Annotated in this window: 13 protein-coding genes; 10 read left to right on the plus strand and 3 right to left on the minus strand. The window is 33.8% G+C overall.

Features of this window, described 5'->3' with window-relative positions:
* The first annotated feature begins 229 nt into the window (after positions 1-229).
* The 9 genes from ACQ4M0_RS03970 (at position 230) to ACQ4M0_RS04010 (ending at position 12,420) form a co-directional block, all read left to right on the plus strand.
* Positions 230-1,618 carry an ankyrin repeat domain-containing protein gene (locus ACQ4M0_RS03970; RefSeq protein ID WP_007302183.1) on the plus strand — a complete coding sequence of 463 codons (1,389 nt, stop codon included), beginning with the start codon at positions 230-232 and terminating at the stop codon, positions 1,616-1,618.
* A gap of 132 nt (positions 1,619-1,750) precedes the next feature.
* A complete protein-coding gene (gene recR / locus ACQ4M0_RS03975; RefSeq protein ID WP_213863825.1) occupies positions 1,751-2,338 on the plus strand; it encodes a recombination mediator RecR in 588 nt (195 codons plus the stop codon).
* Between the two features lie 118 nt (positions 2,339-2,456).
* Positions 2,457-3,461 carry a hypothetical protein gene (locus tag ACQ4M0_RS03980; RefSeq protein WP_438456268.1) on the plus strand — a complete coding sequence of 335 codons (1,005 nt, stop codon included), beginning with the start codon at positions 2,457-2,459 and terminating at the stop codon, positions 3,459-3,461.
* A 55-nt stretch (positions 3,462-3,516) separates the two neighbouring features.
* Positions 3,517-4,737, plus strand: a complete 1,221-nt coding sequence (locus ACQ4M0_RS03985) for a KAP family P-loop NTPase fold protein (RefSeq protein ID WP_438456269.1) — start codon at positions 3,517-3,519, stop codon at positions 4,735-4,737.
* Between the two features lie 158 nt (positions 4,738-4,895).
* Positions 4,896-6,800 (plus strand): molecular chaperone HtpG, encoded by a 1,905-nt coding sequence (gene htpG, locus ACQ4M0_RS03990; RefSeq protein ID WP_007302187.1) that lies wholly within the window; start codon positions 4,896-4,898, stop codon positions 6,798-6,800.
* 38 nt (positions 6,801-6,838) lie between these two features.
* Positions 6,839-10,018 carry an ankyrin repeat domain-containing protein gene (locus tag ACQ4M0_RS03995; protein WP_438456270.1) on the plus strand — a complete coding sequence of 1,060 codons (3,180 nt, stop codon included), beginning with the start codon at positions 6,839-6,841 and terminating at the stop codon, positions 10,016-10,018.
* A gap of 64 nt (positions 10,019-10,082) precedes the next feature.
* Complete coding sequence (gene hemA / locus ACQ4M0_RS04000) at positions 10,083-11,279, plus strand: 5-aminolevulinate synthase (RefSeq protein ID WP_007302191.1); 1,197 nt, start codon at positions 10,083-10,085, stop codon at positions 11,277-11,279.
* A 45-nt stretch (positions 11,280-11,324) separates the two neighbouring features.
* On the plus strand, positions 11,325-11,447 hold the full coding sequence (locus ACQ4M0_RS04005; protein WP_438456271.1) for a hypothetical protein: 123 nt from the start codon (positions 11,325-11,327) through the stop codon (positions 11,445-11,447).
* 16 nt (positions 11,448-11,463) lie between these two features.
* Positions 11,464-12,420, plus strand: a complete 957-nt coding sequence (locus tag ACQ4M0_RS04010; RefSeq protein WP_213863789.1) for an IS5 family transposase — start codon at positions 11,464-11,466, stop codon at positions 12,418-12,420.
* A 237-nt stretch (positions 12,421-12,657) separates the two neighbouring features.
* Here the strand turns inward: ACQ4M0_RS04010 and ACQ4M0_RS04015 are convergent, their stop codons facing one another.
* From ACQ4M0_RS04015 to rimM, 3 genes are read right to left on the minus strand one after another with little or no spacing between them, the layout of a single operon-like run.
* Positions 12,658-13,350 carry an inositol monophosphatase family protein gene (locus tag ACQ4M0_RS04015; RefSeq protein WP_438456272.1) on the minus strand — a complete coding sequence of 231 codons (693 nt, stop codon included), beginning with the start codon at positions 13,348-13,350 and terminating at the stop codon, positions 12,658-12,660.
* Complete coding sequence (gene efp / locus ACQ4M0_RS04020) at positions 13,351-13,917, minus strand: elongation factor P (protein ID WP_264336298.1); 567 nt, start codon at positions 13,915-13,917, stop codon at positions 13,351-13,353.
* Positions 13,918-13,976: 59 nt separating this feature from the next.
* The gene (gene rimM, locus ACQ4M0_RS04025) at positions 13,977-14,477 is read right to left on the minus strand and encodes a ribosome maturation factor RimM (RefSeq protein ID WP_019236768.1); all 501 of its coding nucleotides are present in this window, start codon (positions 14,475-14,477) and stop codon (positions 13,977-13,979) included.
* 97 nt (positions 14,478-14,574) lie between these two features.
* Between rimM and ACQ4M0_RS04030 the strand changes: the two genes are divergently transcribed.
* Positions 14,575-15,093 carry a DEAD/DEAH box helicase gene (locus ACQ4M0_RS04030; protein WP_438456273.1) on the plus strand — a complete coding sequence of 173 codons (519 nt, stop codon included), beginning with the start codon at positions 14,575-14,577 and terminating at the stop codon, positions 15,091-15,093.
* The last annotated feature ends 5 nt before the right edge of the window (positions 15,094-15,098 follow it).

Genomic DNA, 15,098 nt, shown 5'->3' on the forward strand with positions numbered 1-15,098 from the left:
ACCGAAGATAGATTTTTGAGCTCAATAAATATCTCTAACTGTAATTGTAATCAGATTTAAAATATGCGGAAGTAATTTTTTAGCTATAAAATCTTCTAAAAAATTAACACAGAAGTTAGTTTCATAAGTATTTTTATCAAAAACTATTTTAAAAAAATTTAAATAGAGTTGAAAAATTTTAAAGATGAGATACCCTACCTGAAATGCAATCCCTGTAAAATAAAGAAATATGAAAGGTGAAATAAACACTGCAGCAAATTTTCAAGCAGAAGACCTTGAGTCTAAAAATGCTACAGATCTTGATTGTTTAGCTAACTCTCTAAATTCTTTGAATGCAAAGAGTGCTGAGATTAAAGATAAAAGGAACGATGTGCCTTTTTCCAGTAGAAAAAGCAACTCGCATGTTTTAGAACTTTTTTCTAGTGAAAATGTTGAGATTAACATTCCAGATGAAACACCTTGTGCTGCTCGGAGTGAATCAGGTATAGCTGTAATATTTAGAGGTATAGCTGGGTTGTTTAAAGGTAGGAATAGTATGGACGTAACCCTTTATCAATCTAAAGTGCAACGTAGCTCTGCAATTGATTACAGTACTACAGAAAGTATAGGGTTACGGCTACTAAATATCTGTAAAGGAGAAGAAGATATCTCTTTTGATCAAGAGATTAATTTTTTATATAAAGAGGGTTATTTGTATGATGTCTTATTGTTGCAAGACGAGGAGAATCATGACACACCTTTACATGTAGCTATAAAAAGAAATCGTACTTGTTTTGTAGAAAAACTTTTGTGTATTCTTAAGGAACCATACTGTTCAAGTGAGTTTTACAAACGCAAATATTTTGAACATAAGCAAGAGAATGAAAAGCCGCTTTTCAAAGTTATTAATACTAATAACAAGGATGGAAAAGATGCAATTACTCTGGCTATTGAAAGCAATAATTCAGAATGCATTTCAGCTCTTTTTAACTACTTAACTCGTGAAAATATTAACAGAAGAAAAGATGTTGAAAATGAGTACACACCTCTACACGAAGCTATGCTTCTTAACAAAAATGAAGCAATCAAAGAGCTTCTCAAATCAAAGGATATAGATACTGAACTCATAGATAAGGAATCTTACAAAGCATATAATTATGCTAATAACAAAGAGGCCATAGAATTGTTTATTCAGCACTATAGTAGTAAAATTAGTGAGTTGCGTATAAAATTAGAAGATAATAATAAAAAACTAGCACGAATTAAGTGCGTCCTAAACAAAACAAAACTTACTTGTGTATGCTTAGCAGCCTTCGGCTCTTGTTTTAGAATGTATAGAAATTCCCATGACATAATAAATGAAGAAGTGAGTGAAGATATGTTATATTATTCTCTTGCATTGCTTGCCAACACTACAGGTCTAATATTATTTTTTAATTATTTGATCGATACAATACTTTCCAAGTATGAAGAAAAAAATTCTAGTTTGAATAAAGAGTCAGACAGTTATGTAGAAGAAAGAAATATGTTGAAAAATAAATTACGTCATTTTCAAAAAAGAAGTACCGTAGTAACTACGCAAATGTGTGAGATAATTTCAGTTATACCTGAATCAGAGTTAGGTTACAGTAGATTGTGATTACATTAATTTTTTCAAGACAGTTCTAAAAAAAGTGGGAAATCTTTTTCATAGCCAATCAAACTAAGCTTTCTTTACGAAAGGTTTGATGTTATCATTTTATAAACTATATCCTGAATTTGTTAAATGAACATTAATATAAAGAATTTAGTTCATGCTTTTTCTAAATTGCCAAGTTTAGGTCCATCATCATCACGAAGATTAGTTATACATTTGCTCCAAAATAAAGAGAAAGTCATGCTACCGCTTGCATCTTTGATTAGAGAGCTAGCGGATCTTATAATAGAGTGCAAAATTTGTGGAAACCTAGATACTAAATCGCCGTGTTCTATTTGTACTAACCCAAAGCGTGACACCAAGTTAATGTGTGTAGTAGAAGAATTGGGTGATCTATGGGCATTTGAAAAAGGGAATATATATTCAGGTATGTATCATGTTTTGGGTGGAAGGCTATCAGCAATAAATGGCATAGGTCCAAAAGAACTGAATCTTGATAACATTCCCAAAAGAGTTACAGAATTTAAAATTGAAGAGGTCATTATTGCAATCAATCCGACATTAGAAGGCCAAGTTACTGCGCAATATATAATTGAATTGCTAAAAAACTTGAATGTGAAAATATCGCGCCTTGCTTGTGGCATACCGATAGGTGGAGAAATTGACTACCTAGATGAAGGGACTCTGAAGATAGCGCTTACTTCGAGACAGGATATTAAATAATATTCCATTTCTTCTGAGCAACATACTTTAAAAATACTGTAACATACTTCAGCCTAGAAACTTGCTTGCTAATTGAAAATATTATACATTTAAATATGGTATTTAAAAATGAGGGGTTATGTTAACTTTTGTACTAGATGGAGTACGTGATACTTATAGTTGGTTAATCAAAAAATCAAGATCAATCGCTCTTGATTTCATTGCGCTATTTAACAAAGAATACGCAGATAGTAAACGAATTGGATACATATTAAAGGATATAAAGATTGACTTAGGACTACAAGTGCCTAATTTAGAAGTGAAAAAATTAAAAGAGTTTGATTTTAAATCAAATGATCTACTCTTAACAAAAAGCGATATTAATTTTCACAATACAGATTTATTAAAGGATATTATTATTAAACCTGATTTCAGCAAAATAATAAGAGAATTAAATCAAGACGAATATGCTCGATATAAGGATCCTGATTTCAGCAAAATAATAAGAGAATTAAATCAAGACGAATATGCTCGATATGAGGATATTATTATTAAGCCTTATTTCAATTTCAGCGAAATAACAAGAAAATTCAATCTAGACGAATATGTTCGATATATTGATAACCTAAGCTTTATATTTCCATTAATGCTGGTGTATAAAAACTTTGTGCATAGTGACTGGGTATCTGATAAGTATGGTAATTCTGCACTAATAGAATTAATAAAAACTTGTGATAGTAGGAAAATCATGGAGGAAAAAATAGAATTATGGAAGGAAAAAGGAAAGTTAACAATAGATATCAGTTTGGATGCAGGAAGCTTAGCTTATATAAACGGGATGTTTCCTTTAATACAAAAAGCTATTAAAAACAGGAGTTTTATAATTCAAAACTATTCTGGACTCTATGAAAGTGGAATTGAGCAACTAGTAACTGAATTCAAAGATTGTAAAAGTTTAAAGGAAACACAGGAAGTAATAGACGATCTTACACAAAATTACGTGCAATACATGGAAAGATGCATAGAAGAAAAAACAGGAATAAAAACTATCACATATGATCCATGTGGTGTGCTTGATCCTGTAAGTAGCTTGAAAAACATTTCTATTAATGTGTTAGAAAAACATGGATTACTAAGCAAATGATTGTCTGGACCCTTAACTTATAAGATACTATAATAAAATATAGCATAAGGATCTTATGTGCTTTAAAAAACTTATATCATTAGTAAGATTCAGAAAAAAAGAAGACGAGCAATTACCTAAGGTAATAACTTGGGAGAATGATTGCTTAGGCTATAAACAAGTTGCAAGTAAATTTAGTTCTATAATCAAGACAATTGGTAAGTCTTTTTCTATTGTATCCTTAGAAGGATATGATAAATGGGGTAAGACGTTTTTTTTGAAAGAATGGGTAAAGGATCTAGAGCAGCAAAATGAAATTGCAGCTTATTACAGCGCATGGGATATTAGTGCGCTAGATCAACCATTGCCTTCTTTTTTGCATTTCCTGTTTGAGGATCTATTCGCATCATACAAAGTAAAAAGGAGTGTTATACAGCAGTTCAAAAACATAAACCAAGAACTATTTTCTCTCAATACATTAGGAAAGCTGATCAGTAAATCTCCACTTGCTATGCTTTCAGTATTTCTCGATGCTGCAAAAGAGGCTGATAAGAAAGACATTGGTTTTGTCTTGGGTGAGTTAAATCTTCTCCAAAGGAGAAAAGAGAACATTAGAGATTTTAAAATACAACTAGCAGATGTGGTTAATAAAATCAGGAAAGACAAAAACATTTATATAATGGTGGATGATCTTGATATATGTCGCCCTAAATTCATTGTCGATTTTTTAGAATCCATAAAGTACATGCTTGATGTTGAGGGACTGGTTTTCATTATCTCTGTTAGCCAAGATAAGAGTAATGTGCAAAGAGCAATTAGCACAATACTTGGACCAAATTTTAGCCTAAAATCTTTTACTGATCTCTCTTTGCATTTGCCAAAACAGCCAACAGATCAGTTTATAAGAAAACTGTTTGAAAGTTCTGAATTACCGAAAAAATCAAAGAGCTTAATTATAGATAGCTTTATATTTTATGCAGAAAGCTTCTCATTATCACTGCAGGCAATACAATACTGTATAAGAAGAATAAAGCTATGTTTTTTGAACCATGCAAAAGAAGAATTACTTGATCCGAATTTATTTACATTTTTAGTAATACTACAGTCAGTAAACACTGATTTGTACGAGGAATTATATTCATCACCTCAGAAAGTATTGGAGAAGATTGAGAGTGATTTAATGCCAAATGGTCAAGAAGAATGGAAAAAGCTTAAAATCTCTCTTGAGACTACTTTTAAAAAAAAAGAATCAAAGACTAACAAATCTTTGAAGCAAATAAGAGATATTATATTCTAGCACTTTCTTTTTAATTTGCATGACACAATGGTTGTACTTATTCCAGTTTAGCATTGGAACCATAAGTTGGCCCACATAAATTTTAGCATGTGTGACCTTGAAAGATCGCAGTGCAATACTTAAATTATTAGAGTAGTAGGCTAATAATGGAGCTCAAAATGCACAACATACAAGAAACTGAAAGTTTAAAATTTGACGCTGAAGTAGGCAAAGTACTAAATATAGTAATTCATTCACTTTATACTAATAAGGATATTTTCTTGCGTGAGTTAATATCAAATGCATCAGATGCATGTGATAAATTGCGCTATGAATCACAATTAAATGCTGATTTATTAGATTCAAGTGATGAGTTGAAGATTACTATTAGCTCCAGTAAAGATAAGAATGAGCTGTATATAACCGATAATGGAATTGGAATGAACAGACAGGATTTAATAGATAATCTTGGCACGATTGCAAGTTCTGGTACGCAAAAATTCTTGGATGCAATTAAGAATAATAAAGATTCGAGCCAAGCTGTAGAGCTGATTGGAAAGTTTGGTGTTGGTTTTTATTCAAGCTTCATGGTTGCTTCAGAAGTTATAGTAGAATCAAGGAAAGCCGGAGAAGAAGAGTCTTGGGTGTGGAAATCTAAAGGAGATGGAGAGTATTCAATCAGCAAATTAGATGGTCAAATCTCTCGTGGCACAAAAATTACGCTCATCATGCGTCCTGAAGAAAGCGAATTTTTAGACAAATTCCGTATTGAAAACATCGTTACTACTTACTCTGACCACATAAATTTTCCCGTTGAGTTTGTAAATGAAGAAGGAAAAAGTGAAAAATTAAATAGCAAAGCTGCAATTTGGACTAAGCCAAAAAATGACGTTACTCCAGAAGAGCACAACGACTTCTTCCGTGGTGTTGCACATGTGGGCGGTGAGCCTTGGATGATATTTCATAATAAAAATGAAGGTGCAATAGAGTATACGAACTTGCTTTATGTTCCTTCTATCAAGCCTTTTGATTTATTTCATCCAGATAGACGCTGCTCTGTAAAATTGTATGTAAATAAAGTGTTTATCACTGAAGATAATGTGCAGATTATACCGCAGTACTTGCGTTTTTTGAAAGGTGTGGTTGATTCACCGGATTTGCCTCTCAATATCAGCAGAGAAACACTGCAAAATAATCGTGTAGTTGAGCAGATTAGGAAATCTTTAACTAAGCGCATAATATCAGAGCTCGGCAAAAAAGCAAAAGAGAATTTAGAGGAATATACAAAATTCTGGGGCAATTTTGGTGCGGTGTTAAAAGAAGGTCTTTGCGAAGCTATGCCAACTGATGAAAGAGAAGCATTGCTTTCCATTTGCAGATTTCATAGCACCAGTGATGGTAAGCTAGTTAGCATTGATGATTATATAAGCAGAATGAAGCCTGAACAGGAACATATCTACTATCTCACAGGTAATAGTCTCGATTCAGTAAAAAACAGTCCACAACTTGAAGGATTCGTCAGCAAAGGATTGGAAGTGCTTCTATTTGTTGATCCAGTTGATGATTTCTGGACTAGCGTGATTCATGAATATAAAGATCAAAAATTTAAGTCTGTGACCCGCGCTGATGTTGATTTAGAAAAATTTTCTTCAGAAGAAGGCAAGAAAGATGAAGAAAATAAATCAGATGAAAACAAAAGCGAAGAAAACGCGGATTCTATACTCGAATACTTCACCAAGGTTCTTGGAAGCTTAGTAAAAAGTGTAAAGATCTCTAAGAAATTAACCGATAGTCCTGTGTGTCTAGCAGTTGATGAAGGAACTATGGACCTCCGTATGGAGCGTTTTTTACGTGAACAGAAGCAGCTAAATTACCGCACGCCAAAAGTACTTGAAATTAACATTAAGCATCCTTTGATAAGAAACATAATGGAATCTCACGCTAAAAATGGTGAAAATCCAACACTTGGAGATATGATTTACTTATTGTTCTATCAAGCTTGTATAGTGGAAGGTGAAGAGATGGAAGACGTAAGTCTATTTGCTAAAAGGCTCAATAACTTGCTTGGCAAAATTTCTATTTAATGCTATACTTAGTTTAGCTAATAATTAGGGGGTAAAACATGGGGTGGAATTTACTTGGTGGGCTCATGCCGCCAGCAGTAGATACTGCAGAAGAAAGGGAGCGTCGCCATTCCAGAGATTCAGGTGCTGAAGAAGAATTTGAAGTTTTAGAACAAGAAGAAATTAAGGAGCATCGTCATTCTGGAGATTCAGGCAATTGTTCAGAGGTTGAGGAAGGACAAAATACTAACAGAGCAATTGAATTGGAATTTCAGCTAACACAATCTTTGCTAAGTCAAGTAAAGGCAGGTGAGAATAATAGGAATGCAAATTCTGGCAAGCAAGCACAACTTGATTTGGAAAGAATGGATTTTGTAATTAATGGGCAAACAATAAGCAAAGCGTATGTTCACGAGTTATATTGCCAGCACAATCACTTAATTTCGAGTGAAAATGCAAATTACCGCCTGTTTGCTAAGCAAGTTTTCACAGAAATGTTTAAATATGCTAAGGCAGAAACTCCAAATGACAATATATTAGAAGAGTTAATTACTAATTGCAATCAGGCTGGGTATGATGGCTCTTTGTTAATGCAGCTCTCTCCTATATTCTCTAAGCATAAACTAAGCTTGCCTCATGCCAACGATAGAAAGATAAGTATTGTATATAATAGCCAAGGTTCTCTCAATATTCAGTATTGTCCAAGTATGCCTGTTAGAGAACTTGATACAAATAAGGAAATATGCAGGGTTGATGCTATTTTAGAGTTCACCCTTAAGTTTCGAGATAGTAAGGTAGAGTATGAAAACGGCAAAGTAACACTTGCTATTCCTGAACAATTAGAGAATTACAAAGTTGATGGCAAAAGTTTGTTAGATGAAATAAATAGGCATTTCGAAGATGAGGATAATAGAATTACAGAGACTCTTGAGAAAAATATGAATGAAGGACCTAAGTCATTTGCTGCTGAAGACTTGTCTATTACTGAGAGTTCATCTGATAGTAGTGAAGTAGCAAACAAAGTAGTTACTGATCCAGGCATTTTAGGTAATGTTGCGAATGTATTGGTAGGTGTTGCAGAAGTTACAGCAGTTGTAGCAACAGAGTTATTTTGGCCTCAAGATCAGGTTAATATAGAACCAAGGCATAATGAAGAAGAATTTACCATTACCCCTAAAAATTTAACCTTTGATGGATTAATAGACGTTATAAATAAAGCAAAAAATTATGGTGATTATGCAGATTTAGATAAAACTATAAATAATATAGAGGAAAGCGATAGATTTATTACTGATTTAAATTGTGGTAATTTGAAGGATTTTTGCTCTCAACAGCTTAATTTGACTGATCATATGCACAATGTGCTGTTGAATAATAGCTATGATGAAACAAATGGTTATTATAATTATTCAGTAAAAGAGCTTTCACTACTAGCCATTGCAGCTGATGACACACTTGTGGAAAGGTATGCAGAAACGCATAAAAGTATATTATTTACGCAAGATGAAGGTCTCGATAGGCTACTTATTGGTGTTGGTGGACAGCGCTATACTAAGCTTTTATTAGAAGATTTGGAAAAAAATCGAAGTACTATTCTACCTTGGCATAGCATATGTGAAAAACTTCGAAGGGCGTTGTCTATTCGTAATCAAGAATGCGTGAAAGCGGTATTAGATAAATTTAAAGATACTGAAGCCAGGTCTAGAGTTTCTGATATGTCAGAAAAATTTTTGCACTATGCTATACAACAAGATTTTATAGATGTAGCAAAGACTATTATTAATCATAAAATTGCTGATATTAATAGTATAGACAATTCAGGGCATGCACCTTTGCATTGGGCTGTGGCACGTAATAATTTAGAATTAATGGGCTTGCTTATTGGAAATGGCGCTGAGATTGATATTCAAGATGAGAGGCATGGCAGAACAGCTTTACATTGGGCTGCTTACCATGATAAATTTGAAATAGTAAAATTACTTGTAAACAAGGGAGCTGATTGGAACATTCAAGATAGAGATGGCAAAACAGCTTTAGATCTGGTAGGAACGAAAAGTTTATATTTGGTAAGGGAAGAAAACAGGGAAAAATCTTCTAGTGAATCAAAAATCACAAAATTTCTTGAAGGTTTAGATGATAAAACACCTTTGCATTTAAATATTAAAAAAGATCCAGAATCCAAAAATATTGATAATCAACAGCCGCAAAGAAACATTGTTGATAAAGTAGAGAATATTATGAATAATGAAGAGGCTTCAATAGAAGAAGCTATAGGTAATAATTGTGAGGAGGGTAAAATGCCTGGAAATGAAAAAATTATAGGAGAAAAATTGTCTAATGCTGTCGATAGAATCAATCTTACTCGTTTGATACATTTATTAAAGAAATTAGAAGTCAGCACATATGAACCTACTGTACAGAAGCTCTTGGACCAAGCAAATGACAAAATTACAAATTTGGAAGAGGGTGAGCAAAAAGAGGCTCTTGAACAAATAATACTATTTCTTGAAAATGAGCTCAAGCACACTGCTGCTACATTACCAGTAGACAACAATGTAGAAGCTGCTGCAAGTAGCCAAGAAGCTCCTTTGGTAGAGTCTAAAGAAAGCTCACCATCACTGAGTTCTGAGGAGGATGATTTTTCTAAACTTGAAGGTAATAAAAGTGATTGCTCTGCCGGAACTTCCTCAGACTCTAATAGTAATTCTCCATTTGAAAAAATTAGTGAAGAAGGTCATGAAACAAGAATATCTGTAATTGACACAGTGGAAGCTGAAGCAACAGCTAATGGTACTGTTTCTAGTAATTCTGTTCCTTGTACTTTAAGAGTAGAATTAACAAGTGATGATGAAGATGAATTTCTTTCGATTGAAATTGAAGATGTTAATAATGATATTAACGTTAATCAACCTACTGAGCATGTAGAACAAGTTGCTAACGGAAATGGACAGCCAAAAACAGAATTGCCAAGAATTAATGAGCAAAGCAGCAAAAGTGGCCTCAAAAAAAATCCACAAAATACAAAGAAGTATGTTGTAGCTGCTTCTGCGCTTGCGATAGCCGTTATTGTTTCAGGGGTGGCTGTTGCAGTTTACTTGGAAATGTTAGCAATAGGAATAGCAGTTGCAGTTTGTTGTCTTATTGCAGCTACAATTACGTACTGCTATAGGCCTAAAAGCTTAGTTGAGGATAATCAGGTCACAAAGGTTATGCAGACAGAAGAATGTCAGTCTAAGTAATAAATATAGTAGTCTATCATTTAATAATTTATTATAATTATATTGATTGTTAATAGATAAAAACTTGGTAGACTACGAAAAAATATTCTTAAATAAAATCAAAGATATAAAAGAAGAAGGGCGCTATCGTGAATTTACGCATTTTGCGTCATTACCTGGCAAACTTCCCTATATTATGGATTATGAAAGAAATAGAGAGGTTATTGTCTGGTGCAGTAATAATTATCTGGGAATGTCACAAAACGATAGTGTCATTGCTGCTATTCAAAATTCATCTGTTGGTGCTGGAGGAACAAGAAATATATCAGGTACAACAAAGGAAGTTGTTGAGCTCGAGAAATCTTTGGCTGACTTGCATCAAAAAGAAGCTGCTTTAACTTTTGCTTGTGGCTATCTTGCCAACCAAACTACACTTAGTACTTTATCGTCTGTTATTCCGGGCGTGGTAATTTTTTCAGATGAGAAAAACCATTCTTCAATGATAGAAGGTATAAAATCAGGAAAAAGACCGAAGCACATATTTAGGCATAATGATGTTGATCACTTAGAGCAGTTGCTAAAGTCTATAGATATAAAAACGCCGAAAATAATAGCACTTGAATCTGTATACTCAATGGATGGTGATGTAGCACCGCTTGAAGCGATATGTGATCTAGCAGATCAGTATAATGCAATTACCTATTTGGATGAGGTACACGCAGTTGGCATGTATGGACCGCGCGGTGGCGGAATTGCAGAAAGAGAAGGTTTGATGGATAGAATAACTGTTATTCAGGGTACATTATCAAAGGCTTTTGGAGTGATGGGTGGATATATAGCGTCTTCAAAGAGCTTGGTGGATGTAATAAGAAGTTCAGCCCCAGGATTTATTTTTACTACTGCTATGTCGCCCGTTTTAGCAGCAGCAGCAAAGGCAAGCGTTGAGCATCTAAAATCAAGCAACATTGAAAGAGAAAAGCAGAAGCAGGTGGTTGAGAAAGTAAAAGACTCACTGAGAAATGCAGGAGTGAATTTTATGCAAACAGAAACTCATATAATTCCAATCATAATTGGCGATCCTGAGTTGTCCAAAAAAGCATCAAAATTGTTATTTGATGAGTATGGAATATATGTACAACATATAAATTACCCAACAGTTTCAAAGGGGACTGAGCGCTTCCGTATTACTCCTACGCCTTACCATACAAATGAAATGATAGAGCATTTAACAAAATCTCTTGTAAAAGTTTTTGAGAAATTATCTGTTTGTGTCTGTTGTTGAGTTTAAAGTTGCCAAGAATAAGATATCTATTTAAAAGCATGGTTAATGTACAAAATCAGTGCTTTATTTCTTGTCATGAAAGTAGCTAACACTGGGATGGCTTTGTTGCACCACTCAAGGAAAGAACAGGCAGTTACTGATGGAATTTGTTATAAAATAGATATTTAGCCGACAAAGGAAAAATATGCCAATAAGAATGAAAGTCAGTAACTGCAATGAATATAACAAATTTCTTCAAGAAAGGGGAAATGTTTTTCATTATATCAACGATGCCATTGAAAATTGGTACGAAAATAGTCCAAAAGTAGCAGGTGGCAACAATGTCTACAGCGACAAAGTAGTGATTCTAATTCACATAATAACCTATCTATTCAGGATTGGTCTTAGGCAAACAGTGGGATTTATAGAGAAATATCTTGAGCAAATAGGGAAAATTTTGCAAATTATCAGCTATTCGCAGGCTTCAAGAAGGTTTAAAAAGCTTAATATCAAAATCAACGACTGCAGAGTTGATAAGAACGATATGGAAGATATTGAAATTGCTATAGATAGTACAGGTATCAGCATCTACAATAATATTCCAGGCCATAGTAAGGCAAATGGTACAGATAGAAAGTATCGCCGCTATGAGCAAACAAGAAAGCTACATGTAATGCTAGAGATAGGTAGTAAAAAAGTTATAGCTGCAAAATACAGTAGTGGAGTTTATTCCGACCACTATGGAGCCTGTGATCTTATTGAAAGAGTGGATACCAAGTATAACATAAGCACGATATATGCAGATAGGGCATATAATCGAAAGAAGTTATACAAACTGTGCGATGAGCTTGACATAAAGACAAGGATTCCTCCGCAAAATAATGCAGTAGAGCATCCAAAGTTGGATTATATGAATGAGAGAAATTCTACAATCAAGCTCATAAAGTCATATGATGAAGATGGTATGAAGAGGTGGAAAAAAGAGATAAATTATTGGAAGAGATCTTATATAGAAAGTTTTTTCTCGCGACTGAAGCAAATATTTGGATTTAGTTTTAGGAATAAATCTGAGATTAATCGTGAGAAGGAACTGCTACTCAAGTGTTATTTGCTTAACAAATTTACTGAAATAGGCATGGCTAAGTTTGATATAGCTTCATGAATTTATTATACATTACCCACTATCCGAAGAGCTGTGCAACAAAGCCCACTGGGATCCAACTAAGTTACTTTACAACATTTTTTGTGCAAAAGGACTAGATGCCATTGTCACACACTGACTATTTGTTCCTATAGTTGTCTTTTCTCGTCTATCTTATTTTGCCACCCTGCTGCAATGAGGGGTAGGTAAGACCATTTATTATTTTCACTACGTGACTTTTGCTCTTTTGAATGAACTTTAGTTTATATCTCCAGCAATGACAAGCGCGTTATCTTCCTTTAATCTCCCACCGCTTTCTTGCAAAAAAAGCCTACCGAGTGAAGTTTTATATTTATTAATTCCAGAGTAAATTATTCCATTGTATCTTCCGGCAGCAAGATATGCAAAACCTAGTACCGTTGAGCCAAGGGAGCGCAGATTATTATTGTCAAGTGGTAATTTATTTAACAAATTACCACTTATGTCTATTATTCCCCCTTCACGAGCTTTCATCCGCATTTTTACATGGCGAGATTTGAAATCTTCAAGAAAAGCTCCTTTCTTTTCCTCTGCCCAGAAAGTTTCTCTAAGGGCTGGAGCATCAATCACAGCTGCTACAACTCTGTTTTTATGAATGAGACAAACTGATACTGCAAAATAAACCATACAACTAAAAAGGTTTTCCTTGCCTTCTATAGGCATAATAAACCAAGTATAACTGCCTTCTTTTAGATCTTGGCCTAAATCGTCTTCAAAAATAAAGTCATAGTTCTGGTTGTAGTTTTTCAAGCAATCGTATATAAGTTGCTTGGATTTTGAATAAGTTTTATTGATAAAGTCTGCTGACTTAACGCTTGAAATTTGCAATTCATTAAAATCATGTATAAGCTGCTTGGAGGCACTGCGTACAGAATCAAGCATCACATTGATTCGTGGTGATGAAATTGCCATTTACTCTTTCACTCTTTCGTAATAGCTGTTATCAGGAGTATGTACTACAATTTTATCACCTTCTTTTATAAATTGAGGCACGTTAACGCGTATTCCGTTTTCCAAAATTGCAGGCTTATAAGAAGCAGTAACAGTCTGCCCTTTGATAACAGACTCTGTTTCTTTTACAGTTAGTGTAACGTGATCAGGCACATGTGCAGAAATTATTTTATCTTGATAAGTTACTACTTTAATTTTCATATTATCTTGCAAATAAGACTTCTTTTCTCCTAATAAGTCTAAATTTATAACAATCTGCTCGTAATTACTTGGATGCATAAGATTTACGATATTCCCTTCAGTAAAGAGATAAACATATTCCTCTTCATCTAAAATTGCCCTTCTGATTGTTGCATCAGAGCGGAATCTTTCATAGTGCTTTGCTCCAGTTTTGATATTTTTCATTTCAGCTTGTATGTAAGCACCACCCTTACCAGGTTGAGTATGCATAATACTTATAACCGAAAATAAACCACCGTTATGTTCTAGTACCTGACCTGGCCTGATATCATTAGCCCTTTCTGCCATAATTACACTTTTAATTTGGTCTGATTATTATAAATAACTTTATACAAATATCAAAATTTTTATTGGCCAATGAATTCTGGCATGTTGATTACTATATACCTTTCCTTCATGTTGATGTATGGAAATACTTCTTTAGTAAAAGATAACATAATGTTTTTTTTTGTGCTGATAACCAAAATTTCTAATATATCCCCCGAGCCGAAATTATTCACAGACTTCACATAGCCATATAATTCATTACTCTCTAGTCTTACTTCCATATTCACAAGATCATCTTGGTAAAATTCATCCTCATCATTTAACTGTGGTAACTTATCTCTTTCTATATATAACTTTTTATTTCTTAAAAGCTCTGCTTCATTACGGGAATTCACACCGCTAATTGTTGCTATTACTAAATTATTACTGACAACAGACACCAAGCTTATTTTATAATTTTCACTTCCGCTTATTAGTTCACCATATAGGAAAATATTTTCGGGCTTTTCAGTAAAGGTTTTTATTTTGACAGCTCCTTTGATTCCATGAGGAGAAGTAATTATTCCGAGGCATATATTCATATTAATATGATAGTTGAAATCAGCTTTTTGTCCATAGAATTGACAATTTACTGAATTAACATACAATTAATATTGTAATAATTATAGCGGGTAATGTGTGAGTTCTATCAGCAATCAAGAAAAGCAAAGTATTATAAGTAGCTTAGAAAAAATCAACTGCAAGCTAAAAGGTGAATCTATAAAACTTGATGATACAAAGGAATCTATAATAGTAGCACGTCGTAAACCTGTTGTTGAAGAGGCATTAGAACATTTACGCAACCCTTCTACTACTAACTGTAATGTTCTGATCGATGCAGAAACTGGGTTTGGCAAGACTTACGATATTGGAATGTGGAGCCATGTACTAGCCCAAGCAGGGTTTCATCATCTGGTTGCAGTACCAAACAGTGATCTAGTAAACCAAGCTAAAAAAATGATGAGTAGTGCATTTACTGTAAACATTAGGACACCCAAAACTGCTGAGGAAATTAAAAATGCACTGCAGGAAACTGAACCTACAATAATTATAATAACACATGACCTGCTATTACAGCAAGAAAATGATCGGAAATTAAAAGACCAAAATACCAAGTTGTGGATTAGTGTTGATGAAGCAGACAGTATTAATAAGTAGCAGGA

This window comes from Wolbachia endosymbiont of Kerria lacca (assembly GCF_051602725.1).
In the GTDB taxonomy this organism is placed as follows: domain Bacteria; phylum Pseudomonadota; class Alphaproteobacteria; order Rickettsiales; family Anaplasmataceae; genus Wolbachia.

What these genes read in the sequence shown, in the direction of transcription:
- ACQ4M0_RS03970 (WP_007302183.1), top strand. Translation starts at nt 230, where the DNA reads ATGAAAGGTGAAATAAACACTGCAGCAAATTTTCAAGCAGAAGACCTT.
- ACQ4M0_RS03980 (WP_438456268.1), top strand. Translation starts at nt 2,457, where the DNA reads ATGTTAACTTTTGTACTAGATGGAGTACGTGATACTTATAGTTGGTTA.
- ACQ4M0_RS03985 (WP_438456269.1), top strand. Translation starts at nt 3,517, where the DNA reads ATGTGCTTTAAAAAACTTATATCATTAGTAAGATTCAGAAAAAAAGAA.
- htpG (WP_007302187.1), top strand. Translation starts at nt 4,896, where the DNA reads ATGCACAACATACAAGAAACTGAAAGTTTAAAATTTGACGCTGAAGTA.
- ACQ4M0_RS03995 (WP_438456270.1), top strand. Translation starts at nt 6,839, where the DNA reads ATGGGGTGGAATTTACTTGGTGGGCTCATGCCGCCAGCAGTAGATACT.
- ACQ4M0_RS04005 (WP_438456271.1), top strand. Translation starts at nt 11,325, where the DNA reads ATGTACAAAATCAGTGCTTTATTTCTTGTCATGAAAGTAGCTAACACT.
- ACQ4M0_RS04010 (WP_213863789.1), top strand. Translation starts at nt 11,464, where the DNA reads ATGCCAATAAGAATGAAAGTCAGTAACTGCAATGAATATAACAAATTT.
- ACQ4M0_RS04015 (WP_438456272.1), bottom strand. Translation starts at nt 13,350, where the DNA reads ATGGCAATTTCATCACCACGAATCAATGTGATGCTTGATTCTGTACGC.
- efp (WP_264336298.1), bottom strand. Translation starts at nt 13,917, where the DNA reads ATGGCAGAAAGGGCTAATGATATCAGGCCAGGTCAGGTACTAGAACAT.
- rimM (WP_019236768.1), bottom strand. Translation starts at nt 14,477, where the DNA reads ATGAATATATGCCTCGGAATAATTACTTCTCCTCATGGAATCAAAGGA.